The following is a 24786-nucleotide window of genomic DNA, read 5'->3' on the forward strand; positions in this document are numbered from 1 at the left end:
GCCCCGCGGGACCGCACCGGCAGGGCGGCCGCCCCGGCCCACCCCGCCCCGCTCAGTGCGTGAAGGCGAAGCCGATCAGGGCCATCGTCACGATGAAGCCCGCCAGGTAGTTGATCCAGAGGAAGCGCTTCCAGCCCGCGTTCGCCGCCTCGGCCCCGGCGTCCGTGACGTTCCACCACGGCAGCACGTTGAGCGCGTACGGCACGACGACGACCGCGGCGATCGGCCCCGGGAACGCCGAGAACAGCAGCGCCACACCCGCGACGAGGTACGCCACGAACGCCAGACGGACCGTCGCCCGGGCACCGATCACGGTCGCCACGGACCCGATCCCGCCGGCCCGGTCGGCGAGCACGTCCTGCACGGCGCCGAACGCGTGCGAGGCGATGCCCCACAGGAAGAACGCCACGCACACGGCGACGAGCTGCCCGGTCCACTGGCCGCCGGCGAGCGCGAGCCCGTAGACGGCCGGGGACACGAAGTGCGTCGACGAGGTCAGGGAGTCCAGGAACGGCTTCTCCTTGAAGCGCAGCCCCGGTGCCGAGTAGGCGATGACCGCGAAGACGCTGATCGCGAGGACGAGCCACGACCACGGCCCGCCGAGCAGCACGAGGACGAGCAGGAAGGGCACGTTCGTGACGACCACGGCCCAGAGCGTGGCCCGGTGCACGCTCCGGTCGAGCAGCGCCCCCTCGACGCCGCCCTTGCGCGGGTTGCGCAGGTCGGACTCGTAGTCGAAGACGTCGTTGATGCCGTACATCGCCAGGTTGTAGGGCACGAGGAAGTACACGACGCCGACGAGGAACGCCAGCAGCGAGAACCCGCCACCCCCCTCGACGCCGACCCCGCTGCCGAGCAGGTGGGCGGCGGCGAACGGGTAGGCGGTGTTCACCCAGCTGATCGGTCGCGAGGACACGAACAGGGCACGGAGCGTCGACGGCCTGGAGGCTCGGCTCACGGTCATGGGGTCTCCTCCGCTGCGCGGGACGGCTGGGTCGGGCGCTCTGACCGTACCGGTCCGGAGACCGCGTCCGGTCGCCGGCTCCGGTCGGTTCCCAGCCCGTCGAGCAGCACCCAGGAGCTCGGCAGCAGCAGGACCGCGCCGATCGAGTACGCCAGGTCCTCGACGGGGAACAGGCCGATGCGCGCCCCGAGGACGAGCGCCGGGTCGTAGGCGACGATGCCGAGCCCGACGATCACGTTGTTGAACACGCACGTCATCACGAGCAGCGCGACGCCGGCGACGACCCCGGTGAGCACCGTGGTGCGACGGCCACGGGCGGCAGCCTCCGGACGTCCCGCTCGTCGGCGACGTGCCGACACGATGCCGGCGAGGACCGCGACCAGCACGGCGACGCCGAGGAACGGCACCGCGAGCAGCGCGTACGTGCCGGACCCGGTCATGCCCGGCCCCCGTCGTGGCCCGCGTCCGTGGAGCGCCGAGCGCTGAGCCGCGCGAACACCGGGCGGAGGGCACCGAACAGGTCCATCGTCGTCCAGCAGAGCAGCACCAGGAAGAACAGCTCCTCGAGCGGCACGTCCGGCGCCAGGAGCACCCCGGTGAGCAGCCCGTTCGTGCCGATGAAGAAGATGCCGAGGTGCACGCCCACGACGTCCCAGACCATGAAGAACACCAGCCCGATGAGCATCACGGCGGCGGCGCGCACCGGGGCACGCCAGAAGAACAGCCGGTACCGGGCGTCGAGCACCGCGATGCCGGCGATCGAGATCAGCAGTCCGGCGAGGTACAGCCCGGGCATCAGCCCGTCGTCCGTACCGGCGGCGCGTCGACGGACCGCGGCAGCGGGGTCGGCAGCGGCTCGGTCGAGGTGTCGCCGTGGATCCGCTTGAGCAGGACCTCGGCACTGATCAGGCACATCGGCAGTCCGATGCCCGGGATCGTCGAGGCGCCGACGTAGTAGAGCCCGTCGACCTTCGTGGAGGCGTTCTTCTCGCGGAAGAAGGCGCTCTGCGTCAGGGTGTGCGCCGGGCCGAGCATCGACCCGTTCCAGGCGTTGAGGTCGTCGGCGAAGTCCTGCGGGCCGATGGTCCGGCGGACGCGGATCCGGTCACGCAGGTCCGGAACACCGGACCGCTCGGCGATGACGTCGATGGCGCGGTCCGCGATCGCCTCGACCTGGGCGTCTCCCGCTCCGTCGAGGCCGCCCTTGCCGATCGAGACGTCGGCCGGCAGCGGGACGAGGACGAACAGGTTGCTCTGCCCCTCCGGTGCGACCGAGTCGTCGGTGAGCGACGGCGCGCAGACGTAGATCGACGCGGGGTCCGGCACGTGCCGGTCCTTGCCGAAGATGGCGCCGAAGTTCTCCTTCCAGTCCTCGGTGAACACCAGCGTGTGGTGCAGCAGTCCGGGGACCGGGCCGTCGATGCCGAGGTACACGAGCACCGCGGAGGGGCCGGGGTCGCGCTTCGCCCAGTGCGCGGCGTCGTGCGTGCGGTGTTCCTGCTCGAGGAGTTCCATCTCGGTGTGGCGGAGGTCCGCGGCGCTCACGACCAGGTCGGCGTGCTCGACGTGCTCCGTGCCGTCCTGGTCACGCCAGGCGACACCGGTGGCGTGCCCGCCATCGACGACGATCCGGGTGACGGTCGCACCGGTCGTGATCGTCGCCCCCTCGGCGAGCGCGACCCGCTCGACGGCGGCGATGACCTGCGTGATGCCGCCCTTCGGGTAGAGCACCCCGTCGGCCAGGTCCAGGTGGCTCATCAGGTGGTACATGCTCGGCGCCTGGTACGGGCTGGTGCCGAGGAAGACCGCCGGGTAGCCGAGGACCTGCCACAGGCGGTGGTCCTCGACCGCGGTCGACGCGAACGACGACAGCGGCTGGAGCAGCAGTCGCGCGAGCTTGCCCATCCGCTTGAGGACGTCGGGGGCGGCGAGCTTCGTGAGGTCCTGGAAGGTGCCGTACAGGAACCGACGGACCGCCATGTCGTACGTGTCGGCGGCGGAGTCGAGGTACTTCGCCATCTTCGCGCCAGCACCGGGCTCGATGGACTCGAACAGGGCGATGTTGGCCTCGCGCGAGGACCGCAGGTCGATCGGCTCGTCGCGGCCCTCGGTGTACACCCGGTAACCGGGGTCGAGGACGTCGAGGTCCAGCTGCTCGTCGGCGCTGGTTCCGAGCAGCCGGAAGAAGTGGTCGAACACCTCGGGCATGAGGTACCAGCTGGGTCCGGTGTCGAACCGGAAGCCGTCCTGCTCCCACGTGCCGGCACGACCACCGAGCTGCGTGCGCTGCTCGAGGACGGTGACGGCGAAGCCGTCCCGGGCGAGCAGGGCGGCGGCCGCCAGACCGCTGATGCCGCCACCGATCAGGACGGCACGGCGGACCGGGACGGTGCGGGTGGCGGACGGTGCGGCAGTGGTCGGGGCGCCGGTCGGACGGGAGGCACGGGTCGGGCTCACGACGAGCCTCCAGTCTGTGGGGTGGTGACGGTGCGCGCGGGCAGTGCGCCGCGTCGGCTGAGGACACGCGCGACGAGCCGTGCCTTCACGGGGTTCGGGACCCGGACCCGGGAGGTGACGAGCCGGTCCGCCGGGGTGGCGGCGATCCGGTCGTTGAGCTCCTGGAACAGTGCGTGTGCGAGGGCGACCGCGGGGCGAGCGTCCCGCGGCAGCAGCGGGACGGTGACGGCGGCCCGGTCGAGGTCCGACTGGACGTCGGCGACGAGCCGGCCCTTCGTCGCCTCGTCGAAGGTGCGCACGTCGACGCCCGGGAAGTACGAGCGGCCGAGGACCTCGAAGTCGGCGTGCAGGTCGCGGAGGAAGTTCACCTTCTGGAAGGCGGCACCGAGGGCACGCGCGCCGTCGACGAGGACGGCGTCGTCGAAGATCGGGCGCCCGGCGCGGTACACGAAGGCGCGGAGGCACATCAGGCCGACGACCTCGGCGGAGCCGTACACGTAGGCGTCGAAGGAGGCCTGGTCGTGCTCGGTCTGCTCGAGGTCCATCCGCATCGACGCGAAGAACGGCGCCGTCAGTTCGCTGCCGAACCCGACGGTGCGGGCGGTCCGGGCGAAGGCGTGCACGACGGGGTTCACCGAGAAGCCGAACGCCATGGCGCGGTCGGTGTCCTGCTCGAGCTCGTCGAGCACGATCCGGGCGAGCGCGGGGTCCAGGCCGGCCTCGGTCGCGGGGCCGTCGACGACCTCGTCCGCGACCCGGACCAGGGCGTAGACGTTGCGGATGTGCTCGCGGGTGTCCTTCGTGAGCAGGCGGCTGGCGAGCCCGAACGACGTGGAGTACCGGCTGATGACGACGCTCGAGGCGGCCTCGGCGGTGGCGTCGTAGAGCGGGAGGCGGTGACCGGTGGTGCTCGAGCTCACCGGACGCGCTCCACGAGTTCGGTGACGAGCCCCTCGAGTCCGGCGCCGAGCTCGCAGGGCAGGCCGGCGAGCTCCGCACGTGCCAGCGCGGTGTGGTCACGGATCCGGTCGAGGGCCGCGTCACGTGCACCGCACTCGACGAGCAGGCCCCGGAGGCCCGCAGCACGTTCCTCGGTCAGGTCCGGGTCGCCGAGGTACGGCGCCAGGTCGGGCCAGCACTCGGTGGTCGCGGCGTACGCGATGAGCATCGTGCGCTTGCCCTCGCGGAGGTCCCCGATGGCGGTCTTCCCCGTCGATCCCTCGTTGCCGAAGACCCCGAGCAGGTCGTCGACGATCTGGTAGGCGATGCCGATCTCCCGGCCGAAGGCGCCGAGCGAGGCGACGACGGGCTCCGGCGCACCGGCCAGGACCGCACCGGACTGCAGCGGTGCCTCGAAGCTGTAGACACTCGTCTTCGCGCGCTCCATCTGCAGGACCTCTTCCACGGTGGGCATCACGCCGAGCGCGAGGTCCACGTCCGCCATCTCGCCGGCGGCGCTGGCGAACACGGCGTCGTCGAACAGGTCGAGCAGGCGCGAACGACGGTCGCCGGTGACCCCGCTGGCCTCGATGAAGCGGGGGGCGGCGGCGAGCGCCAGGTCCCCGGCGATCACGGCGGCGCTCGTCCCCCGGTGTTCGGCCGTCGGCAGCGGCAGCCCCCCGGTCGTCGCGTCGTCGCGGAAGGACCCGGCGACGTTCGGACGCCCACGGCGGGACCAGTCCCGGTCGATGACGTCGTCGTGGACGACGAGGGCGGTGTGCAGCAGTTCGTACGCCGCAGCAACCTGCGACGCGGCGTGCACGTCCTGCCCGCCGAGCGCCGTGTACGAGGTCAGGACCATGCGTGGCCGGAACCGTTTGCCGCCCATGCTCGCCCTGCGCAGGACGCGCCAGAGTTCTTCGGACGGTCGGCCGAAAACCTGGGCCCGGGCGCTCGACACCGTGAAGAAGCGCTCCAGGCACTCATCCACCAGCGCGAGGTCGATGTGCGCCACGGTGGCCGCTTCCTCGGTCATTGGCCTAATCTATCGAGGCAGATGAGCCTTTTCCCGGAAACCGTTGTCCTGCTGGCCGATGACCGTACCCCGATCGGCACGGCGGACAAGTTCACGGTGCACACAGACCAGACGCCCCTCCACCTCGCCTTCAGCTGCCACGTGCAGAACGCCGCCGGCGACCTCCTCGTGACCCGTCGCGCCCTCGTGAAGAAGACGTGGCCCGGCGTGTGGACGAACTCGTTCTGCGGGCACCCCGGCCCGGACGAGTCCTTCGAGGACGCGATCGCCCGTCGCGCCGAACGCGAACTCGGCATGACGCTGCACAGTGTCGACCTGGTGCTGCCGGACTTCCGCTACCGCGCGGTGGACGCGTCCGGGATCGTGGAGAACGAGGTCTGCCCGGTGTTCCGCGCCGTGGCCGACGGCGACCCGCAGCCCGCTGACGACGAGGTCGCCGAGTGGGTGTGGCTGTCGGAGCAGGACCTCCGCCAGGCCGTGACCGCCGCGCCCTTCGCCTTCAGCCCGTGGCTCGGGTGGCAGCTGGCGGAGCTCCCGCTCGACGCCCTCGGCGCGCAGCGCTGAAACACCGCTGACCGACGGGTCGTCTGCGACCCGACGCGCCCGGACGACGCAAGGTGACGTCCACGGCGATGCCGCCTCGGGCCTCCCGTCGCGTCCACCCTCGTCGCCCGCTCGGGTGGCGCGGACCCGGGAGCCGTGCATAATGATCTGGCTCGGGATGTGAACGTGCACATGGGCGTGCCGCGGCCCCGGGCGGGAGAGAGCAGCAATGGCGACCACGCGGGCACAGCAGCCGCGGTCCCCCAGCATCCGTGACGTCGCGCGGGTCGCGGGCGTCTCGCACCAGACCGTCTCCCGGGTCCTCAACAACTCGGACGCGATCCGGGCCGAGACCCGTGACCGGGTGCTCGCGGCGATGGAGGAACTGCAGTACCGGCCGAACCGGGCCGCGCGCGCACTGGTGACGAGCAAGACCAGGACCATCGGCGTCCTGACGGCGCAACGGTCGCACTACGGGCCGACCATCACCCTGCAGGCGATCGAGGACGCCGCGGTCCTCCGCGGGTACTCGGTGACGACGGCGAACATCGCGGTGCCGACCGACGAGGCGGTCCGCGACGGACTCGGACACCTGCTCGACCAGGACGTCGAGGGGATCGTCGTCATCGCCCCCCAGCAGCGGGTGTTCGACCTCATCGAGGAGCTCGGCGTCCGTACCCCGTACGTGACGATGCGCTCGAGCGTCGGTGAGGACCCGACGGCGCTCTGGGTCGACCAGATGGAGGGCGCACGCCTGGCGACGGCCCACCTGCTCGACCTGGGCCACGAGTACGTCCGGCACATCGCGGGGCCCCAGGACTGGATCGAGGCGGACGCCCGGATGCAGGGCTTCCTCCGCGAGATGTCGGACCGGGACATGCCGGTGCAGCCACCGATCCTCGGGGACTGGACGGTGGACTTCGGCTACCAGGCCGGGCGGGAGCTGCTGCGGTGGCGGGACTGCACGGCAGTGTTCTGCTCGAACGACGCGATGGCACTGGGCGTCATGCACGCCGCGCGCTCGTACGGGCTCGACGTCCCCGGTGACCTGTCGGTCGTCGGCTACGACGACATCCCGGAAGCGAAGCACTTCTGGCCGCCCTTGACGACCGTGCAGGTGGACTTCGAGGAACTCGGACGGCGGAGCGTGGACATCCTGCTGCCGAGCGGCGACGAGCAGCTGCGACCGATCGACATCGTGCCGCAGCTCGTGGTCCGCGGGTCGACGTCGGCCCCCCGCCGTCGCTGATCGACTGTCGGTTGTCCCCAGCCCGAGGGGCAGACGGTCCGTCCTGCGCGGACGTCAGGCGTGGCGTTACCGAAACGCGACCAATCCGAATTGACACCCAGGCCGGGCGTGTGCGTAACATTGCCTCCGTTCCTCGATGTGACCGTTCACATCGGCTGTCACACGAGGATCACCCGGACGCGACAACGAAGTCCGCACGCACCCTCGTGCCCTTCGGATGCCGCAGCTGTTCCACCGAAGGACTGCCGCATCGCAGCGGCAGAAGGAGATGCACCGTGGCGTCAACCCCACAGGGTCACGACCCGATCGAGAGCGGGCTCGAGACCCGTTCGATCACCGCTCCCGAGACGATCCTCGAGATGCGTTCCATCACCAAGGAGTTCCCTGGTGTGAAGGCGCTCTCCGACGTCTCGCTGAGCGTCCGAGCCGGCGAGATCCACGCGATCTGCGGCGAGAACGGCGCTGGCAAGTCCACGCTGATGAAGGTGCTGTCGGGCGTGTACCCGTACGGCACGTACGAGGGCGAGATCGTCTACGAGGGCGAGGAAGTCCGCTTCTCGAACATCAAGCAGTCCGAGCAGGCCGGCATCGTCATCATCCACCAGGAGCTGGCGCTGATCCCGGAGCTCTCCATCACGGAGAACCTGTTCCTCGGCAACGAGCCGGGCCGCTTCGGTCGCATCGACTGGACCGCCGCGCAGCTCCGCGCGCAGGACCTGCTCGCCCGCGTCGGCCTGTCCGACGACCCGGACACGCAGATCAAGAACATCGGCGTCGGCAAGCAGCAGCTGGTCGAGATCGCCAAGGCCCTCCACAAGGACGTCAAGCTCCTCATCCTCGACGAGCCGACCGCCGCGCTGAACGAGAACGACTCCCAGCACCTCCTCGACCTCATCGTCGGGTTGAAGGCCAAGGGCATCTCGAGCATCATCATCAGCCACAAGCTCAACGAGATCGAGCAGATCGCCGACGAGATCACGATCATCCGCGACGGCAAGACCATCGAGACGCTCAACGTCAAGGCGGACGGCGTCAACGAGGACCGCATCATCCGCGGCATGGTCGGCCGCTCGCTCGAGTCCCGCTTCCCGGACCGCACCCCGAAGATCGGCGAGACCTTCTTCGAGGTCCGCAACTGGACCGTGCAGCACCCGATCGACTCGTCGCGCCTGGTCTGCAAGGGATCGAACTTCCACGTCCGCCGGGGTGAGATCGTCGGCTTCGCCGGCTTGATGGGTGCCGGGCGCACCGAGTTGGCGATGAGCCTGTTCGGTCGCTCCTACGGCACCTGGCTCGACGGGCAGATCATCAAGGACGGCCAGGAGATCAAGGTCACCAACGTCCAGCAGGCGATCAACAACGGTCTCGGCTACGTCTCGGAGGACCGCAAGGCCCTCGGGCTGAACCTGCTCGACACCGTGAAGCGCTCGACGGTCGCGGCGGACCTCAAGAAGATCGCCAAGGGCGGCGTCGTCGACTCCCTCGAGGAGTACTCGGTCGCCGAGAAGTACCGGAAGCTCCTCCGCACCAAGGTGCCGAGCGTCGAGGACAACGTCGGCAAGCTCTCCGGTGGGAACCAGCAGAAGGTCGTCCTGTCGAAGTGGATGTTCACCGACCCCGACCTGCTGATCCTCGACGAGCCCACCCGGGGCATCGACGTCGGCGCGAAGTTCGAGATCTACGGGATCATCCAGCAGCTCGCGGCCGAGGGGAAGGGCATCATCCTCATCTCGTCCGAGCTCCCGGAGCTCCTCGGTCTCTCCGACCGCATCTACACCATCTTCGAGGGGCAGATCACTGCTGACCTCCCGGCCGACCAGGCCGATCCAGAAACGCTCATGCGCAGCATGACGTCCGCGCGGAAGGGCGCCACCGTCTCATGAACAACCTGAAGCTGCTCTTCGGCAAGGGCAACTCCATCGGCCAGTACGGCATGATCATCGCGCTCATCGCGATCCTGATCTTCTTCTCGATCACGACGAACGGGCTCATCCTCGAGCCCACGAACGTGATCAACCTGTTCCTGCAGTACTCCTACATCCTGATCCTGGCGCTGGGGATGGTCATGGTCATCATCGCCGGCCACATCGACCTGTCGGTCGGTTCGGTCGCGGCGGTCGTCGGCATCGTCGTGGCGCAGTCCATGTCGGTCTGGCACTTCCCGGTCTGGGCCGCGATCATCCTCGGCCTCGCCGTCGGTGCGCTCATCGGTGCCTGGCAGGGCTTCTGGGTCGCGTTCGTGAAGGTCCCGGCCTTCATCGTGACGCTCGCCGGCCAGCTCATCTTCCGCGGCGCGAACCAGATCATCGGTTCGTCCACCTCGGTCCCCGTCCCGGACGCCTACACGCCGATCGGCGCCGGGTTCCTCGGTGACTTCGGTCCGGACTTCGGGTTCAGCAACGGCACCCTGCTCATCGGGCTCGCGACCATCGTCGCCCTGATCATCATCGAGGCCCGCGGCCGTGCCCGCCGCAAGAAGATGCAGGCCGAGGTCCCGCCGCTGTGGGTCTCGATCGTCCGCACCGGCGTCCTGGTCGCCGTCACCGTCTTCGCCACCTACCTGTTCGCCGCCGGTCCGGTCGGTACCTCGGTCCCGGTCGTTGCGATCATCCTCGGCGTGCTGACGATCATCTACGGCTTCGTCACGAAGAACACCATCTTCGGTCGCCAGGTCTACGCCGTCGGTGGCAACGCCAACGCCGCGGTCCTGTCCGGTGTCTCTGCGAGGAAGGTCAACTTCTTCGTCATGATGAACATGTCGGTCCTCGCCGCGATCGCCGGCATGGTGTTCGTCGGCTACTCGGGTGCCTCGGGCCCCGCGGACGGCACCGGCTGGGAGCTCGACGCGATCGCCGCGGTGTTCGTCGGTGGCGCCGCCGTCGCCGGTGGTGTCGGCACGATCTCCGGCTCGATCATCGGTGGTCTCGTGATGGCGCTGCTGTCCAACGGCCTGCAGCTCATGGGCCTCGAGTCGAACAAGGTGCAGATCATCCGCGGTCTGGTCCTGCTCGTCGCCGTCGCCTTCGACGTCTACTCGAAGTCGCAGGGCCGTCCGTCCCTGATCGGCGGCATGATGCGACAGTTCCAGCGGAAGGACACCGAAGCCAACACGATCGCCGCGGAGCAGCCGCGATCGATCGCGGACCAGCCAGACAAGGTCAACCTCCCCTAGCTCGGGACCCCGGCGGTCGGGCGACCGACCGCCGGGACCCGGTACGACCCATCCACCACAGCGGGGCTCCGGCCCCAACTCCTCAACGAAGAGAAAGCAATCACATGCGCAAGAAGATCGTCGCCGGCGTCAGCCTGGCGCTCATCGCGGGCCTCGCCCTCAGCGGCTGCTCGGCCCGTGGCAACACGGACGGCTCCGGCTCGGGTTCGGGCTCCGGCTCCAGCTCGACCATCAAGAAGGGCGACCTCATCGGTGTCGCCCTCCCCGCCAAGACCTCGCAGAACTGGGTCCTCGCGGGCGCCGCGTTCAAGAAGTCGATCGAGAAGGCCGGCTTCAAGGCCGACATCCAGTACGCGAACGCCGGCAGCCCCGTGCCGGACCAGCAGTCGCAGATCTCGGGCATGGTCACCAAGGGTGCCAAGGCCGTCATCATCGGTGCGGCCGACGGTTCGCAGCTCGGCTCGCAGGTGAAGGCCGCCAAGGCCGCTGGTGCGACCGTCATCGCCTGGGACCGCAACATCCTGAACACCGAGAACGTCGACTACTACGTCGCGTTCAACAACTTCAAGGTCGGCCAGCTCCAGGCACAGGCGCTCCTGAAGGGTCTCGAGGAGAAGAAGGGCGACAAGCCCTACAACGTCGAGCTCTTCGCCGGTTCCGCTGACGACGCCAACGCCACCGTGTTCTTCAACGGTGCCATGGACGTCCTCCAGCCGAAGATCGACGACGGCACGCTGAAGGTCACCTCGGGTCAGACCACGTTCGCCAAGGTGAACACGCAGGGCTGGCTCGCGCAGAAGGCCCAGTCGCGCATGACGGACCTCCTGGCGCAGTACTACACGGGTGACACCGAGCTCGACGGCGTCCTCTCGCCGAACGACACGCTCGCCCGTGCGATCCTCACCGCGACCAAGGCCGCCGGCAAGGAGAACCCCGTCGTCACCGGTCAGGACTCCGAGACCGCGTCGATCCCGCTCATCATGCAGGGCACGCAGTACTCGACCATCTACAAGAACACCACCGACGAGGCCCAGGCCGCGATCGACCTGGTGTCCGACCTGGCCGCCGGCAAGAAGCCGGAGACCGTGAAGGACAAGAACAACGACAACGGCAAGAAGATCGTCCCGACCGTCGAGCTGACCCCGGTCCTCGTCACCAAGGACAACGCGGTCGAGGCGTACGCCAACGACGACACGCTCGAGGCACTCGCCAAGAAGGGCTGAGTCTCCCCGGCACAGCAGGAAGGGCCCCGTCGCGTCAGCGGCGGGGCCCTTCCGTCGTCCCCGGCGAGCTCCCCTGTGGTGACCCGGCCTGGAGGCCCGCCCCGCGCCTCCAGGCCGGTGCCGTCCACCGCGCGCGTGCCCCCGCCTACACGGCGTAGCGGGGATCGGCGGCCGGGTCGTAGGTCGCCGCCCCGACCGTGTCGTCGGACACCGCCTGCGGGTGCTCGGCCTGCCACGTCGAGTCCACCTCGGTGAGCTCGGCCGCAGCGCAGCGGGCGTCGGCGTGCTCGGCGTCGGACGTGATCGCGAGCGAGAAGAGCACGGGCTGCGCGGTCCCGAGGCTCACCGGATGCCCGGACGCACGCATGCAGCCGACGTACCGGTCGACCGCCGCGACGTACTCCGAGCGGGTGACGACGCCGTCCTCGAGCGCGTCCCGCTGTTCGGGCGACGGCCCAGGGACCGGATCGGGACGGGCCCACGCAGCCCAGACGGTCATCGGTCCGCCGTCGTGGTCGACCCGGACGGTCGGCCGGTCCCCCGCTGCCGATCGGACGGGCACGGTGACCGAGGTCCCGCAGTCCGCCGTGGCCGGGTCACCGCGGTCGTCGCTGCTCGTCCCGACGGTGACGGCGGCGGTGCCGTCCGGCGCGCACTGCAGGCCGATGGCGACGGCACGCGCTCCGGAGGGCCGCCCGGGCAACGTCAGTGTCGTCGGGCCGTCGGCGACACGGACCACAGGCGACCCCAGCAGCATCACGTCCCCGGCGGCCCCGGTGGCGACGAGGGCGGACGCGTCCTCCGTGGTGAGCGACTGCTGCAGCAGCCCGGTGCTGACGAGGGCACCGGCGGTGAGCGACCCGGCGACGACGAACGCACCGATGCCGATCGTGGGGACGAGCCAGCGTCGTCGTCGCACGGACCGGTCCACGCGGTCGACGAGCAGGGCACGGAGGGCGCGGTCTCGGGTCGTCTCGGTCATCGTGCTCCTCCGGTGGTGGACGGTGCGGTCGTGGTGGGTGCGGTCGGCGGAGCGGCCGGCACTGCTGTCTGCTCGGCGAACTGCGCACCGAGGCGCTTCCGGGCTCGGGAGAGACGGGACTTCACGGTCCCGATCGGCACGCCGAGCACCTCGGCCGCCTCGGCCTCACGGTGCCCGGCGATGACACAGAGCGCGAGGACCTGCTGATCGGCCGCCGAGAGCGTCCGGAACGCGGCGACCGCGGCACCGTCGTCGTGCCGGTCGGCGGGGTCGGGAGCGTGATCGGCGGGTGGCAGCGTCGCGAGCAGTCGCCGGTACCGCATCGTCGCGCGGGTGGCGTTGCGCGCGACGTTCGTCGCGGTGACGAGCAGCCACGGCAGCAGGTCGCCGTCGACGAGCCGTGCGCTCCGCCGACGACGCCACGCCTCGAGGAACACGACCGCGACGACGTCGTCGACGTCCACCTCGGGCGGCACCAGCCGGAGGGCGTGCCGGTGCACGCGGTCACGGTGGCGGTCGAAGACGCGGCCGTAGGCCTCGCCGTCACCGCGGCCCGCTGCCGCCCAGTCCTCGGCGTCGCCGCTTCCGGTTCTCATGTCCTGGAGTGTCCGGCAGCACCCGGATGGTTCCACCCGACCACCCGATCCTCACCGCCGACCGTCGCTCGCCGACCGTCACCAGGCCGGGATGCTCCGGACGTCGGCCGTCCGCAGGGCGGCGAGGTCCGAGAACCCGTTGACCGCCATGAGCAGGTCCGCCTCGGCCAGGACCGAGCGCACGACGTGCTCGACGCCGTCGGTCCCGCCGAGGGCGAGCCCGTGCACGTACGGACGCCCGAGCCCGACGGCCGTCGCTCCCAGGGCGAGTGCCGTCACCACGTCGGTACCGGACCGGACGCCCGAGTCGAACAACACCGGAGCATCGTCACCGACGGCGGCGACCACCTCGGGCAGGAGGTCGATCGCCGGCACCCCGTTCGCCTGACGTCCGCCGTGGTTCGACACGTACACGCCGTCGACCCCGGCGTCGACCGCCCGCCGCGCGTCGTCGGCGGCGCAGATGCCCTTGAGGACGAGGGGCAGGTCGGTGAGCCCGCGCAGCCAGGCGAGGTCCTCCCACCGCAGCGGGTTGCCGAAGACCCGGGTCCAGTGCTCGATGACCGACCGCGGGTCCGTGGGAACGGGGACGCCGGCGAGGAAGGCCGGGTCGCTGAGGTAGTTGGCGAGCGCGGCACCCCGCAGCTGCGGGAAGTTCGCGGTCTGCAGGTCGCGGGGGCGCCAGCCCGTGACCCAGGTGTCGAGCGTCACCACGACGGCGGCGTAGCCCGCGTCCTCGGCCCGCCGCACCAGGTTCGCCGCGAGGTCGCGGTCAGTGGGTGTGTAGAGCTGGAACATGCCCGGGGTGTCGCCCTGAGCCTCCCGGACGGCTTCGAGCGGGTCCTCCGACAGGGTCGACGCGACCATCGGCACGCCGGTGCGGGCGGAGGCGCGGGCCGTCGCGAGGTCGCCGTGGCCGTCCTGCGCCGCGACCCCCAGCACGCCCACGGGAGCGAGGAAGAGCGGCGAGGGCAGGTGCATCCCGAACAGGTCGACCGAGAGGTCCCGGTCGGACGCACCCACGAGCATGCGCGGCACGATGCCGCGGCGCTCGAACGCGGCGACGTTGGCACGCTGTGTGCGTTCGTCGCCCGCGCCGCTGGCGACGTAGGTCCACACCGAAGGTGCCATCGCTGCCGCCGCGGCGGCCTCGAGGTCCGCGGCCGCGACCGGGAACCGGGACACGACGCCCTGCAGGCCGCGGAGGTGGATCTGGTTCTGGTAGTCGCCGAAGGTCACGCGACCATCATGCTCCGCTCGGGAACCTCGCCTCAGTCCCGGCGCTGCATGGCGGACAGACGCTCGTTGTACGCCTTGAGCTCGGCGTCCCCGTCGCGCTCGGCCTGTCGGTCCTTGCGCTTGGCGATGCGCTCGTCGGAGCGCACCCAGTTCCGCACGACGAGCAGCGCCACGAAGACCATCGGCAGCTCGGACGCGCCCCAGGCGATGCCACCGCCGACGTGCTGGTCGTCGAGCAGCGCGCGGTCGTTCGTCTGCCCGAGCGCGTGGAACCAGTCGATCGCGTACACCGACTGCGAGGTCATCACGGCCACACCGAAGAACGCATGGAACGCCAGCGTCGCGAGCAGCGCGATGATGAGGATCGGGTACTGGGGGCGCTGCGGTCCCGGGTCGATGCCCACGAACACCCAGAAGAACAGGTACCCGCTGAACACGAAGTGCACGATCATCACGACGTGCCACTCGTGGGACTGCATCGAGTACTCGAACGCCGGTGTGAAGTAGAACACCACGAGCGACCCGGCGAAGATGACGCCGGCGACGGCGGGCTTGCCGAGGAACTGCATCCAGCGCGAGTGCACGAACAGCATCAGCCACTCGCGGGCACCTCGGGAACCGTCGTTCCGGACGGGCAGGGTGCGGAGCGCCAACAGCACCGGACCGCCGAGGACCAGCGGCAGCGGCACGAACATCATGAGCAGCATGTGCTGGACCATGTGCGACGAGAAGTGGATCATGCCGTAGACGGCCGGGCCGCCGGAGGTCGTCCAGATGAAGACCGCGCAGCCGATGAGCCAGGCGATGGTCCGACCGACCGGCCACGAGTCACCGCGCTGCCGGAGCTTCCGGACGCTCCACAGGTACCAGGCGGCACCGACGAGGGCGAGCGCGAGCCACATCCAGTCGATGTGCCAGTGCGACAGGTAGGTCTGCATGGTCTGGGCCGGCGGGTACGGGTAGCCGATGAGGCCCGAGCGGGTGTCCGCCCCGGTCTCCGGCGTCTGCGGGATCGGCGGCTGACTGCGGGACACCGCGACCGAGACGCCGATCGCGACGGCCATGAAGACGATCTCGGCGAGCGCGAACCGGACGAACAGGCGTCGGTCGGTGGGTGCCCGGAGCAGGCCCGGCACGAGCTTCCGGCGCTGCACGACGCCAGCGACGCCGAGCAGGACCAGGATCGTGGCCTTGGTCGTGATGAGCCACCCGTACGGCGTCGTGACCAGGTCGAGCGGCCCGGTGAGGCGGAGTTGCGCGTTCACGATGCCGGAGAACGCCACCGCGCCGAACGCCCACCCCGCGAGCGTCGAGTAGCGGGCGACGACTCGCCCCGTGGCGCCCTTCATCCGGGTGCGGAGCAGCACGACGGCGACGAGGCCGCCGGCCCAGACGCACACCCCGACCAGGTGCACCGCGAGCGAGTTCACCGCGTTGGCGTGCTCGAGCGACCCGGCCGCGTGCCCGGACAGGGCGAGGGGCAGCAGGGCGAAGAGCGCGGCGACGGTGGCGAACGCCAGGGTCGTCGCCCGGGTGGCGAGCGCGGCGAGCACCGTCGTCACGAGGATCGCGGCGGCGGAGACGACGAGCGACTGGCCGATCTCGACCTGGAACGCGAAGAGCAGGAAGTTGCGGGCGAAGACCGGGCTCGTCAGCGGGACACCGAGGGTGTTCGCGCCGGTGAGCACGATGCCGGCGACGGCGGCCAGGAACCACACCGACCCGGCGATCGCGGCCCAGCGCGCTGCCCGGTGTTGCACCGAGGACATCGCCCCGTGGTCGGCTTTCTGCGCCGGCAGGGCGAACGCGGCCACGATGAGCAGACCGACCGTCAGCGCGGCGACGCCGTCGTGCACGCCGCGGGCGGCGACCAGGCCGAACTGCACCAGGTCGCCGGCGGACTCCAGCTGCTGGTCGGCGGTGAACGCGCCCGTGATCGTCATCCCGAGGACCGCACAGGCCACCGCGAGGGGCAGGGCGATGACGAGGACGGTCGCGACGGTGGACGTGCGCGTGGTGACGGGCGCGTGGTCCGGTGCCGGGCCTCCAGGGCGGGTGACGGCGTCCGGGCGATCGGCGGCGTCCGGGTGGGGCTGGGGTGACGTGACGGCCATACCTGTCTCGGGTCGGTTCCGTCCGCGGTCCGCGGACCCTCCATCGTAGGCGCGCCCCTCTGGACCCACCATGTGGATGCGGTCGCCCGGCGGCCGACGGATCCAGCACCTCCGGTGACCAGCGGGATGGTCGGTGCCGACCGGTGCCGTCGGATGCTGGGCGACGTCCCTGGTCCGTCGCCGTAGCCTGGGCGGCGTGACGACGACGGCGCAGCGCGATGACCAGGACCGGTTCGACCACCTGCTCGAAGTGGTGGGATCCGTTCTCGACCCTGCCCTCGACGTCCTCGACGCGATGACCCGCGTCGTGGACGCCTGTGTCCACTGGACCGCCGCCACCGAAGCCGGCATCGTCCTCGCCGACCAGTCCGGTGCGCTGCACGTCATCGCCTCCACGAGCGAGCGCAGCATCGAGGCCGAGGAGGCCCAGCTCGGTACGAACGAGGGCTCCTGCCTGGACTGCTTCCGGACCGGCGCGACGGTCGACGTGCCGGACGTCACCGCGAAGGCAGCCGAGTGGCCGACGTTCACGCAGGTCATGCGCGAGCGCGGGCTGGTCGGCACGTTCGCCGAACCGGTGCGGCTGCGGACCGCGACCATCGGTTCGCTGTGCGTCTTCGCCGACCACGACCGGGGACACGACGACGGTGACGTCGTGGTGATCCAGCTGCTCGCCGACGCGGCGTCCGCTGCCCTGGTCCGACACCGCGCTGAGGGGATGCAGCGCTCCCTCGATGCGCAGATCGCCGACGCCCTCGAGGCTCGGGTGCTGCTCGAGCAGGCCAAGGGCGCGCTGGCCTACCGGCGCGACGTGCAGATCGACGAGGCCTTCCGCGTCCTCCGGGACGGTGCGGGGCGGACCGGTCGCGGCTTGCGCGACGTCGCCGAGGACGTCGTCCAGCGCGGGGCCGACCTGCGCGAGTTCGCCTGACGGTCGGCCCCGCTGCCCCTCAGATCGAGAGGGTCCGCTCGACGACCTGCCGTGCGGTGTCGGCGAGTGGCGTCTGGTGGGACCGCGCGTAGGACCGGAGCAGGGCGAACGCCTCGTCCATGTCGACCTCGTGCGTCTGCGCGAGGAACCCCTTGGCCTGCTCGATGACCACCCGGCTGTCGAGCGCCCGCTGGAGCTGCGTGCGCGCGATCGTGGCCTGCTCGAGGCCACGCTGCTGCAGGATGCTGATGGTCGCCACGTCGGTGAGCGCCTGGGCGGCGACGATGTCGTCCTCGCCCAGTGCACCAGGCTGCTCGCGGTAGAGGTTCATCGAACCGAGCGTCTCGTTCCGCAGACGGAGCGGGATGGCGTGCACCGACGCGTAGCCGAACAGCTTCGACGCCGCCGCGAAGGCCGGCCACCGCTCGGCCAACTCGGCGGGGCTGCCCACGGTGACGACCTTGCCGGTGCGGTAGGCCTCGATGCAGGGGCCTTCGCCGGCGTCGAGCTGCATGATGCCGACGAGGTTGCTCCGCTCGCTGGTGGAGGCGACCAACTCGAGTTCGTCCGTCCGGGTCGCGAGCATGATCCCTGCAGCGCTGACGTCGAAGAGGTCAGCTGCCTTCCCCACGAGCAGCTGGAGCAGCTCGATGACGTCGTAGTCGTCGACGAGGGTGTCGGCGAGCGTGACGAACGTGTCGACGAGGCGTTGCTCTCTGCTCTGCGTCATCAGCGGTCTTCTTTCCGTACGGGATCGGTTGTGCGTGGGTCTCGGAAGTCGATGCGCCGCTCGATGACGGCTTCGGCGACGGCGTGGAGCGGCAGCCCGTCGGCGAACGCCCGGGCGCGGAGGACCAGGAGCGCGTCCTCGGCGGTCAGGTCCAGCTGGGCCACCACCATCCCCGTCGCCTGGTGCACGTGGCGGCCGGAGGGCTGCGCCACCGAGACGGACGTCGGGGTCCGTCCGGCTTCGACGTCACGGACGGCCGAGGACAGCATCCGCAGCGCGGCCAGGTGGGCGAGGAGCTTCGCCTCGTCGAGTTCGGCCGGTGCCAGCGGGCCGGTGTCCGCGCGGTAGAGCGTCACGGCCCCGAGGTCGAACGTCCCGACGGACAGGGGGAACGACAGCAGTCCCGCCCAGCCGGTCTGCCGGAGTGCAGCTCGGGTCGACGGCCAGTCGTCCCCGGTAGGTCCGCTGAGGTCGTACGCGAGGACAGGCTCCCGGTACCGCAGCGCGGACCACCCAGGGCCTTCACCGAGGAGCACCTGCTGCTCGTCCGACTCTGCGGCACGTCGATCCGAAGCGGAGAAGACCGCGCTGCCGAACGGCGGTCCGAGCGTCGACAGCGCTGCAGCCTCGATCGGCAGCACGTCGACGAACGTGCTGGCGATCGCTCCGTCCTCACCGTGCTGGAGGCGACGGGCAGCGTCGGCGAAGGAGATCATCGCCGACACCGCGTCGGGCAGCACGTGCCGCGCGTGGTGGTCGAGGTGGAGGTCGTCGTCGTGGTCATCTTCGCTCCTGCTGGGGGTGGCTGCAGCGCGGGGGCTGGGTGCTGAAGCGGACGACTTCAGCCTAGTCGCGCGGACTCCACCCACTCCGAGGCGGGCTCGACTAGCGTTCATCTCGGTAGCCCCAGACCCCGGCCGCTCGTTCATTCGCATCACTGCGAACAGCTGGAGTCTCCCGTGCGCACACCACTTCCCCTCTCGCCCGCCGTTCGGCCCGTCGCCCGCCGCGTCAGCCTGCGGCTTACCAGCCGAGCTCGTCTGCGCCGCGTCGCCGCCCGCCTGGCCGGATCCGTCGTCGGCCGCCGTGGTTCCGCCGGTCCGGACCAGGACCGCTGCCCGCGGATGTTGCACGGGCACCGCTGTCAGCTCCGGACCGGCCACCCCGACTCCCACCTGGTCGACGACGGCGCGGTCCGGATGCGCTGGCAGGACCGCACCCTGCCGACCGACGACTGGGTCCTGGACGGGTTCGACTCCTGACGGTGCGCGGGCCGGCGACTAGGCTTCCAGCGTGCTGCTCTCCGACCGCGACATCACCGCCCAGCTCGACCAGGGCCGGATCGGCCTCGACCCGTACGACCCCGCACTCGTGCAGCCGTCGAGCATCGACGTCCGGCTGGACAAGTACTTCCGGCTGTTCGACAACCACAAGTACCCGCACATCGACCCCGCGGTGGACCAGCCCGACCTGACCCGTCTGGTCGAGACCGACCCGGACGAGGCGTTCGTGCTGCACCCGGGCGAGTTCGTGCTCGGGTCGACGTTCGAGGTCGTCACGCTACCGGACGACATCGCGGCACGGCTCGAGGGCAAGAGCTCGCTCGGCCGTCTCGGGCTGCTCACGCACTCGACCGCCGGGTTCATCGACCCGGGCTTCTCCGGACACGTGACCCTCGAGCTGTCGAACGTCGCGACCCTGCCGATCAAGCTCTGGCCGGGGATGAAGATCGGCCAACTCTGCTTCTTCCAGCTGTCGAGCCCGGCCGAGAAACCCTACGGGTCCGCCGACTACCAGTCGCGCTACCAGGGGCAGCGCGGACCGACGGCGTCGCGGTCGGCACTGAACTTCCACCGGGCGGACGTGTCCCAGCCGCGCTGAACGAGCCTCCGTCGGGGCGGCGGACCATCGATCCCCACCGCAGAACCGGAATACGGAATCCTGTGTATCGTTGCGCACATGCCGCCAGGACACGCTCGCGCGTCGACGACGACGCTCTCCGCCGCAGCGATCATCCGCGAGGCCCGGCTCCGGGCCGACCTGACGCAGGTGCAACTCGCCCGACGGGCCGGCGTCACCCAGAGCGTGATCAGCACCTACGAGAACGGCCGACGCGAACCCTCGCTCGCGGCGCTCCAGCGGCTCCTGCTCGCCGCGGGGTTCCGCACCGCCATCGACCTGCAACCCGTCGCCGAGCCACTCCCCCTGCGCGAACTCGTCGCCCGGCACCGTGACGAACTCCGCTCGATCCTCGAACGGCACGGCGCAGTCGCCGTCCGGCAGCTCGTCGGCACCTCGGGAGCGCAGGGCGCGGACGACTGGCCCGCGGACGTCGAACTCGTCGTGGACCTGGCACCGCCCACCGGCATGTTCTCGCTGATGCGCATGCAGGACGACGCGGAGGAGCTGCTCGGCGTGCGCGTCGAGGTCTTGGCCGCCGATGCCCTGTCGGACGAGCTGCTCGACCGGACGGTCCCGCTGTGACGACGCCCGTCGCGCAGTCCCTGGACGACGTCATCGCGTCCTGTGACCGGATCCGCACCTACGTCGCCGACCCGGCCCTGCCCGAGGCGCTCGTGCACGACGCCGTCCGGATGTGCCTGGTCGACATCGCCTCGGCGGTCCAGCAGCTCCCGCCGATGATGACCGCGCACGAACCCGCCGTGCCGTGGGCGCACGTGTCGGCGCTCGCCGGACGGCTGACCCGCCGACCCGCCGGGACACCCGCGTCGGTGCTGCTCGGCACGGCTCGGACCGACGTCCCGGTCCTCTGCGCGGCGGCACGGCGGATGCGCGCCCGCTGCGTCTGAATCCGGCCGGAGCGGTCAACGGACGCTGCGACGACCCGGCGTCAGTCCCCGTGCACGATGCACACGGCGTCCAGGTCGAGCGACGCCTCCAGCGCCGCCGTCACCCCGCGCTCGCCGTCCGCGTCGAAGGGCGTCACCGTGTCGACCCACCACAGCGGCACCGAGAGCGCCGGGGCGTCGGGCAGGAGCCGCGTGACCTCGCCGAGTTCGTCGACCCGACGCACTCCGAGCACCGTGATGACCGGGTGCGTGGCGTCACGGCAGACCTGCATCATCGGTCCGTCGTCGAGCGCCCGGACACCCCACGCGTCGTCGTGGAGCAGCAGCGCCTCGGCGACGTCGCGGACCTGCACCTCACCGCGACAGAGGAGGGTCACGTCACGCGGCACCCTGGGACCCCTGCCCACCGTGGTGCATGGCGTGCGGCCCGAGTGCGCCGTCGTCGGAGGCCGGGTCGAGCGGCCCACCCCCGACGAGCTGCAGGAACCGGTCCTCGTCGATGCGGTCGAGGAACGACTCGAGCGCGGTCCAGCCGTCCTCGAACCGGACGACCAGGCCCTCGCCGACCTCGCCCGCGAACGTGTCGGTGGTGGTGCGGACCGGCGGCCACTCGCCGCGGCGGTCCAGGAAGCGTGTGGCCTCGGGTCCGACGATGACCGCGAGCGGTTCGGGCTCGCCGTAGGCGACCGCGCGCACCAGGTGGTCCGCGTCCCCACGGCGCTGCATGACGACACCGAACACGGGCTCCACGTCACCGGCGACGCGGTGCACGGCATCGAGCAGGCGCGACGCGAGCTGCGGGTCCGCGCCGCTCTCGGGCACCGTGAGGACCGCGGACATCGTCTCGACGACGACCCCGTCGGTCAGGTGCGCGGTCATCGTCGCAGCGAAGCCGTCGCCGATCGCGTACGAGGTGCTGATGCCCGGCGACTCGTGCATCGCGTACTGCGTCACGACCCAGCGGTCCCACGCCGAGGTGAGCGGTTCGGACGTGCCCCACCGTGTCGGGCACGTGCCGACCGTCGCGCACAGCGCCTCGATCGCGGAGCCAATGTCGACGGTCCGCTCGTCGTGGTGCCGCAGGGTCAGGTCGATGCTGATCTGCCGGACCGAGCCGACGGCGTCACGGTGCTCCGGCGAGGGCTCACCGAGGAGCTCCGAGCCGCGCGTGACGAAGTCCTCCACGCCGGCCGCCGGCACACCGGTGCGCCCGTCTCGCAGGGCGCCGTCGGGTCCGCGGACCGCCCATGCGGCGCCGTGCGCACCCAGCGCGTGCCGCAGTGCGGGGGTGAGCGCAGCCTCCGGCCCGGTCCGCAGGACGACCGTGCGCCCGGCCACCTCGGCGCGGCGCAGCAGGGAGTCGAGGGAGTCGGTGAGCCACACCACGGGGGCACTGGAGTCCACCACGATGGCCGGGCCGACCACGTCGTCGATGAGGGGATGTCGGACCATTCCGGTTCCTCCTCGGGTCGGTCGTACGAGCTCGGTGATCTCCTCGGACGGTACACACGGGCTCCTGGCGGTGTCCGTCGGAGAGCGCGGCTCACAGCGGAGAGACAGGGGCGGACGGGAGGCCCGGCGTGTGTCCGCCACGGAGGTGCGGCTGGCACCCGGCGGAAGTTCCGCTAGGCTGGTGCGGTCCTGTTTCGACGGGATGCGCGAGTGTAGTTCAATGGTAGAACTCCAGCTTCCCAAGCTGGTAGCGCGGGTTCGATTCCCGTCACTCGCTCTCTCCGGTCCCCCACTGCTGTTGTCGTTTCTCAACACAGGTGAGACTTCTCTCGAAGTAGTTGAGACTCCAGCCCTGGAAACGCGTAACAGGTCGAGCTTGCCGACGCTGAGTAGGACGGCCCCGCTCATCCCCTGGCACGGCCTCGAGGAGCGCAGAGCTCGTTCCGCTCTGAATCCGCCATCGTCGTCCATCCCGGGGACTCGGAGAGCACCGAGCGTGATGAGCGAACCTCGGCGGCGGCGTCCTCGCCGCACAGGTCGAGGTGCACCTGGTTCTTGACGGTCTTCGGCTCAGGTACGGGCACGACGAGGTACTGCGGCGACAGCCCGAGCGCGCTTCGACCAGCACGCTCAGGTCGTTCTCGAAGGTCGTCGACACCGAGGGAGCGCAACCGACGGAAGCGTTGGCGCTGGCGAGGCTGCGTGCGCGTCAACGAGGTCGGACACCATCACGGTGGCGTTCCACGGGATGTTCTCGCGGTTCGCGGGGCTCCCTGGGGCCGCCGTTGTGTCGCCGCGCGAATAACTTGTCTCCTTCGCACACAACTTGTCGCCGGAGCGCGTTCCTCGGTGCTGCCTTCGTCAGGGGTCGTCTCCCGGCGAGTCAGGAGCCGCGTGCGGTGAGCGTTTGCTCGTTGTCGGGGCGGGCACGGCGTTCGGCAGGGACGCGTTTGGGCGGGACGCGTGCAGCGATCTGGACTCCGCGCTGGCGTCCCCCGACGGGAAGTGCCGCACCCTTGCTCGGGTACGTGGACGGTGTTGCGTTTAGCGCCCCTTCACCGGGCATTTTTGCGGGACAGTCATACGGGAATCCCCAGGTCAGGACGGACACGGGCAAGTTGTCGTGGTTGTCGCCGCCAGCGGTGTACCGGTGGACGACCGGCTTGCGGGACAGGCTTCGGCTTCCGTTACGGTCGAAGCATGGCGAGCATCAGCTACCCAACGCCGCTCCGAGCAGGCGGGCGCATCGAGGTTCCTGCACCATCGATGGGAGTCCCCGCGCATCTCCTCGAGCGATTGCAAACTTCGGTCGACGCGCTCACGACACTCGGGTTCGAGATCCACGTGCGCCCACATACGTCCACGGCTGGTCTCACCCCAGCGTCTGCCGCTGCCCGCGCCGAGGACCTGCACGCTGCGTTCGCGGCAGCCGACGCGGTACTTCCACCGTGGGGCGGGGAGCTCGCTATCGAATTGGTCGAGAAGATCGACTGGGACACCCTCGCCGAAGCTCGCCCGTGGTTCGTCGGGTGGTCGGACATCTCCACACTGCTGCTGCCCCTGACCACGCGGACCGGGCTCGCGACAATCCACGGCGCCAACCTCATGGACGAGCCGTACGAGCTCCCCACCGAGTTCGAGCGATGGACCGACGTCGCGGCGCTTCCGCCAGGAAGCATCTTCGAGCAACGCAGCGCACCTCGCCGGCGCAGCCGCCCATGGGGAGCATGGGTCGATGAGCCGCTGGATCGCGAGCACGCGTACGAAGCCCTTACGAAATGGCGGTCCCTCGACGGAGCGAATGACGTGACGATGCGCGGCCGTCTGATGGGTGGCTGCCTCGAAACCGTTTCGCTGCTCGCCGGAACGCCCTACGGCGACGTACCTGGGTTCGCGCGGAAGTACGCCCCGGAGGGCACGATCGTCTACCTCGAAGCGGCCGATTCCAACGCGATCGCCGTTCTTCGAATGCTTACCTCGCTGCGCCTCGCGGGCTGGTTTGACGACGCGAACGGTGTTCTGATCGGACGCACCGACGGCCCGGCCGTGCCCGAACTGACCCACGAAGAAGCCGTGCGTCGGGCGCTGGGCGACCTCGACGTGCCGGTACTCCTCGACTTCGATACCGGACACCAACCGCCGCAGATGCCACTCGTGAACGGCGCCCTAGCGGAAGTTCGACTCAACGGAGCGGACGGCTCGATCATGCAGCACCTGGTCCCGTAGCTCGACCGGTCAGGGATCGGCTATCGAGACAGGCTTGGACGCCGGTGCGGCCGTAGCCTCATCCCACGGAAGTTGGTTCGCGGCCAGATCTTTGTTCGACTGCGACGTGCTTTTGCGCCGGGC

The 24786-nt window shown here is 70.4% G+C and carries 26 protein-coding genes and 1 tRNA gene; 12 read left to right on the forward strand and 15 right to left on the reverse strand.

From position 1 onward, the window contains the following. Nucleotides 1–52 precede the first annotated feature (52 nt). Genes DEJ31_RS11215 through DEJ31_RS11240 form a run of 6 tightly spaced genes read right to left on the reverse strand, consistent with a single transcriptional unit; the run spans nucleotide 53 to nucleotide 5396 of the window. Nucleotides 53–964 carry a prenyltransferase gene (locus tag DEJ31_RS11215; RefSeq protein WP_110903773.1) on the reverse strand — a complete coding sequence of 304 codons (912 nt, stop codon included), beginning with the start codon at nucleotides 962–964 and terminating at the stop codon, nucleotides 53–55. Beyond that, a complete protein-coding gene (locus DEJ31_RS11220; protein WP_181433511.1) occupies nucleotides 961–1404 on the reverse strand; it encodes a lycopene cyclase domain-containing protein in 444 nt (147 codons plus the stop codon). Before DEJ31_RS11220 ends, DEJ31_RS11215 begins: the two co-directional genes overlap by 4 nt. Further along, nucleotides 1401–1760: a lycopene cyclase domain-containing protein gene (locus tag DEJ31_RS11225; RefSeq protein WP_110903775.1), complete on the reverse strand. Its 360-nt coding sequence runs from the start codon at nucleotides 1758–1760 to the stop codon at nucleotides 1401–1403. Before DEJ31_RS11225 ends, DEJ31_RS11220 begins: the two co-directional genes overlap by 4 nt. Beyond that, nucleotides 1760–3421, reverse strand: a complete 1662-nt coding sequence (gene crtI, locus DEJ31_RS11230) for a phytoene desaturase family protein (RefSeq protein ID WP_111121888.1) — start codon at nucleotides 3419–3421, stop codon at nucleotides 1760–1762. The genes DEJ31_RS11225 and crtI overlap by 1 nt, the downstream gene beginning before the upstream one ends. Then, entirely contained in the window at nucleotides 3418–4341 is a 924-nt protein-coding gene (locus DEJ31_RS11235) for a phytoene/squalene synthase family protein (RefSeq protein ID WP_110903777.1), read from the reverse strand. The genes crtI and DEJ31_RS11235 overlap by 4 nt, the downstream gene beginning before the upstream one ends. After that, nucleotides 4338–5396: a polyprenyl synthetase family protein gene (locus DEJ31_RS11240; RefSeq protein WP_181421568.1), complete on the reverse strand. Its 1059-nt coding sequence runs from the start codon at nucleotides 5394–5396 to the stop codon at nucleotides 4338–4340. Before DEJ31_RS11240 ends, DEJ31_RS11235 begins: the two co-directional genes overlap by 4 nt. A 21-nt stretch (nucleotides 5397–5417) precedes the next feature. On the opposite strand from DEJ31_RS11240, the gene idi reads away from it, so the two are divergent. From idi to DEJ31_RS11265, 5 genes are all read left to right on the forward strand, one after another. Continuing rightward, nucleotides 5418–5960 (forward strand): isopentenyl-diphosphate Delta-isomerase, encoded by a 543-nt coding sequence (gene idi, locus DEJ31_RS11245; protein WP_110903778.1) that lies wholly within the window; start codon nucleotides 5418–5420, stop codon nucleotides 5958–5960. Between the two features lie 208 nt (nucleotides 5961–6168). Then, a complete protein-coding gene (locus tag DEJ31_RS11250; RefSeq protein ID WP_110903779.1) occupies nucleotides 6169–7188 on the forward strand; it encodes a LacI family DNA-binding transcriptional regulator in 1020 nt (339 codons plus the stop codon). Nucleotides 7189–7547: 359 nt separating this feature from the next. Then, on the forward strand, nucleotides 7548–9071 hold the full coding sequence (gene mmsA, locus DEJ31_RS11255; RefSeq protein WP_181421573.1) for a multiple monosaccharide ABC transporter ATP-binding protein: 1524 nt from the start codon (nucleotides 7548–7550) through the stop codon (nucleotides 9069–9071). Then, complete coding sequence (gene mmsB / locus DEJ31_RS11260; RefSeq protein WP_110903780.1) at nucleotides 9068–10360, forward strand: multiple monosaccharide ABC transporter permease; 1293 nt, start codon at nucleotides 9068–9070, stop codon at nucleotides 10358–10360. The genes mmsA and mmsB overlap by 4 nt, the downstream gene beginning before the upstream one ends. A 104-nt stretch (nucleotides 10361–10464) precedes the next feature. Continuing rightward, complete coding sequence (locus tag DEJ31_RS11265; RefSeq protein ID WP_110903781.1) at nucleotides 10465–11583, forward strand: sugar-binding protein; 1119 nt, start codon at nucleotides 10465–10467, stop codon at nucleotides 11581–11583. A gap of 145 nt (nucleotides 11584–11728) precedes the next feature. Here DEJ31_RS11265 and DEJ31_RS11270 read toward each other — a convergent pair whose 3' ends face one another. From DEJ31_RS11270 to DEJ31_RS11285, 4 genes are all read right to left on the reverse strand, one after another. Next, nucleotides 11729–12565, reverse strand: coding sequence for a hypothetical protein (locus tag DEJ31_RS11270; protein WP_111121889.1), 837 nt, complete (start codon nucleotides 12563–12565; stop codon nucleotides 11729–11731). Continuing rightward, the gene (locus DEJ31_RS11275; protein ID WP_111121890.1) at nucleotides 12562–13161 is read right to left on the reverse strand and encodes an RNA polymerase sigma factor; all 600 of its coding nucleotides are present in this window, start codon (nucleotides 13159–13161) and stop codon (nucleotides 12562–12564) included. Before DEJ31_RS11275 ends, DEJ31_RS11270 begins: the two co-directional genes overlap by 4 nt. A 78-nt stretch (nucleotides 13162–13239) precedes the next feature. After that, nucleotides 13240–14400, reverse strand: a complete 1161-nt coding sequence (locus DEJ31_RS11280) for an alpha-hydroxy-acid oxidizing protein (protein ID WP_110903784.1) — start codon at nucleotides 14398–14400, stop codon at nucleotides 13240–13242. 32 nt (nucleotides 14401–14432) lie between these two features. Continuing rightward, complete coding sequence (locus DEJ31_RS11285; protein WP_111121891.1) at nucleotides 14433–16514, reverse strand: cytochrome c oxidase assembly protein; 2082 nt, start codon at nucleotides 16512–16514, stop codon at nucleotides 14433–14435. A gap of 196 nt (nucleotides 16515–16710) precedes the next feature. On the opposite strand from DEJ31_RS11285, the gene DEJ31_RS11290 reads away from it, so the two are divergent. Then, nucleotides 16711–17445, forward strand: coding sequence for an ANTAR domain-containing protein (locus DEJ31_RS11290; RefSeq protein WP_146236726.1), 735 nt, complete (start codon nucleotides 16711–16713; stop codon nucleotides 17443–17445). A gap of 19 nt (nucleotides 17446–17464) precedes the next feature. Here the strand turns inward: DEJ31_RS11290 and DEJ31_RS11295 are convergent, their stop codons facing one another. Together DEJ31_RS11295 and DEJ31_RS11300 are read right to left on the reverse strand one after the other, a co-directional pair. Beyond that, nucleotides 17465–18175 (reverse strand): GAF and ANTAR domain-containing protein, encoded by a 711-nt coding sequence (locus tag DEJ31_RS11295; RefSeq protein ID WP_111044953.1) that lies wholly within the window; start codon nucleotides 18173–18175, stop codon nucleotides 17465–17467. Beyond that, nucleotides 18175–18915 (reverse strand): GAF and ANTAR domain-containing protein, encoded by a 741-nt coding sequence (locus DEJ31_RS11300; protein ID WP_181433513.1) that lies wholly within the window; start codon nucleotides 18913–18915, stop codon nucleotides 18175–18177. The genes DEJ31_RS11295 and DEJ31_RS11300 overlap by 1 nt, the downstream gene beginning before the upstream one ends. 219 nt (nucleotides 18916–19134) lie before the next feature. Here DEJ31_RS11300 and DEJ31_RS16900 point away from each other — a divergent pair, with 219 nt between their 5' ends. From DEJ31_RS16900 to DEJ31_RS17225, 4 genes are all read left to right on the forward strand, one after another. After that, on the forward strand, nucleotides 19135–19437 hold the full coding sequence (locus DEJ31_RS16900; protein ID WP_146243142.1) for a hypothetical protein: 303 nt from the start codon (nucleotides 19135–19137) through the stop codon (nucleotides 19435–19437). A 31-nt stretch (nucleotides 19438–19468) separates the two neighbouring features. Continuing rightward, complete coding sequence (dcd, locus tag DEJ31_RS11305) at nucleotides 19469–20056, forward strand: dCTP deaminase (RefSeq protein WP_110903789.1); 588 nt, start codon at nucleotides 19469–19471, stop codon at nucleotides 20054–20056. A gap of 78 nt (nucleotides 20057–20134) precedes the next feature. Next, complete coding sequence (locus DEJ31_RS11310) at nucleotides 20135–20659, forward strand: helix-turn-helix transcriptional regulator (RefSeq protein WP_110903790.1); 525 nt, start codon at nucleotides 20135–20137, stop codon at nucleotides 20657–20659. After that, entirely contained in the window at nucleotides 20656–20985 is a 330-nt protein-coding gene (locus tag DEJ31_RS17225; RefSeq protein WP_110903791.1) for a hypothetical protein, read from the forward strand. Before DEJ31_RS11310 ends, DEJ31_RS17225 begins: the two co-directional genes overlap by 4 nt. A gap of 41 nt (nucleotides 20986–21026) precedes the next feature. Here the strand turns inward: DEJ31_RS17225 and DEJ31_RS11320 are convergent, their stop codons facing one another. Both DEJ31_RS11320 and DEJ31_RS11325 read right to left on the reverse strand, forming a co-directional pair. After that, on the reverse strand, nucleotides 21027–21362 hold the full coding sequence (locus DEJ31_RS11320; RefSeq protein ID WP_146236729.1) for a hypothetical protein: 336 nt from the start codon (nucleotides 21360–21362) through the stop codon (nucleotides 21027–21029). A gap of 1 nt (nucleotide 21363) precedes the next feature. After that, a complete protein-coding gene (locus tag DEJ31_RS11325) occupies nucleotides 21364–22437 on the reverse strand; it encodes a DUF6177 family protein (RefSeq protein WP_110903793.1) in 1074 nt (357 codons plus the stop codon). 206 nt (nucleotides 22438–22643) lie between these two features. Between DEJ31_RS11325 and DEJ31_RS11330 the strand changes: the two genes are divergently transcribed. Beyond that, nucleotides 22644–22714: transfer RNA gene (locus DEJ31_RS11330), tRNA-Gly, on the forward strand. A 127-nt stretch (nucleotides 22715–22841) separates the two neighbouring features. On the opposite strand, the gene DEJ31_RS17790 is transcribed toward DEJ31_RS11330, so the two are convergent. Further along, complete coding sequence (locus tag DEJ31_RS17790; RefSeq protein ID WP_375537624.1) at nucleotides 22842–23150, reverse strand: VOC family protein; 309 nt, start codon at nucleotides 23148–23150, stop codon at nucleotides 22842–22844. A gap of 487 nt (nucleotides 23151–23637) precedes the next feature. Between DEJ31_RS17790 and DEJ31_RS11335 the strand changes: the two genes are divergently transcribed. Further along, entirely contained in the window at nucleotides 23638–24663 is a 1026-nt protein-coding gene (locus tag DEJ31_RS11335; RefSeq protein ID WP_111121893.1) for a S66 peptidase family protein, read from the forward strand. Nucleotides 24664–24786 lie beyond the last annotated feature (123 nt).

Source organism: Curtobacterium sp. MCPF17_031 (assembly GCF_003234035.1).
GTDB lineage: Bacteria > Actinomycetota > Actinomycetes > Actinomycetales > Microbacteriaceae > Curtobacterium.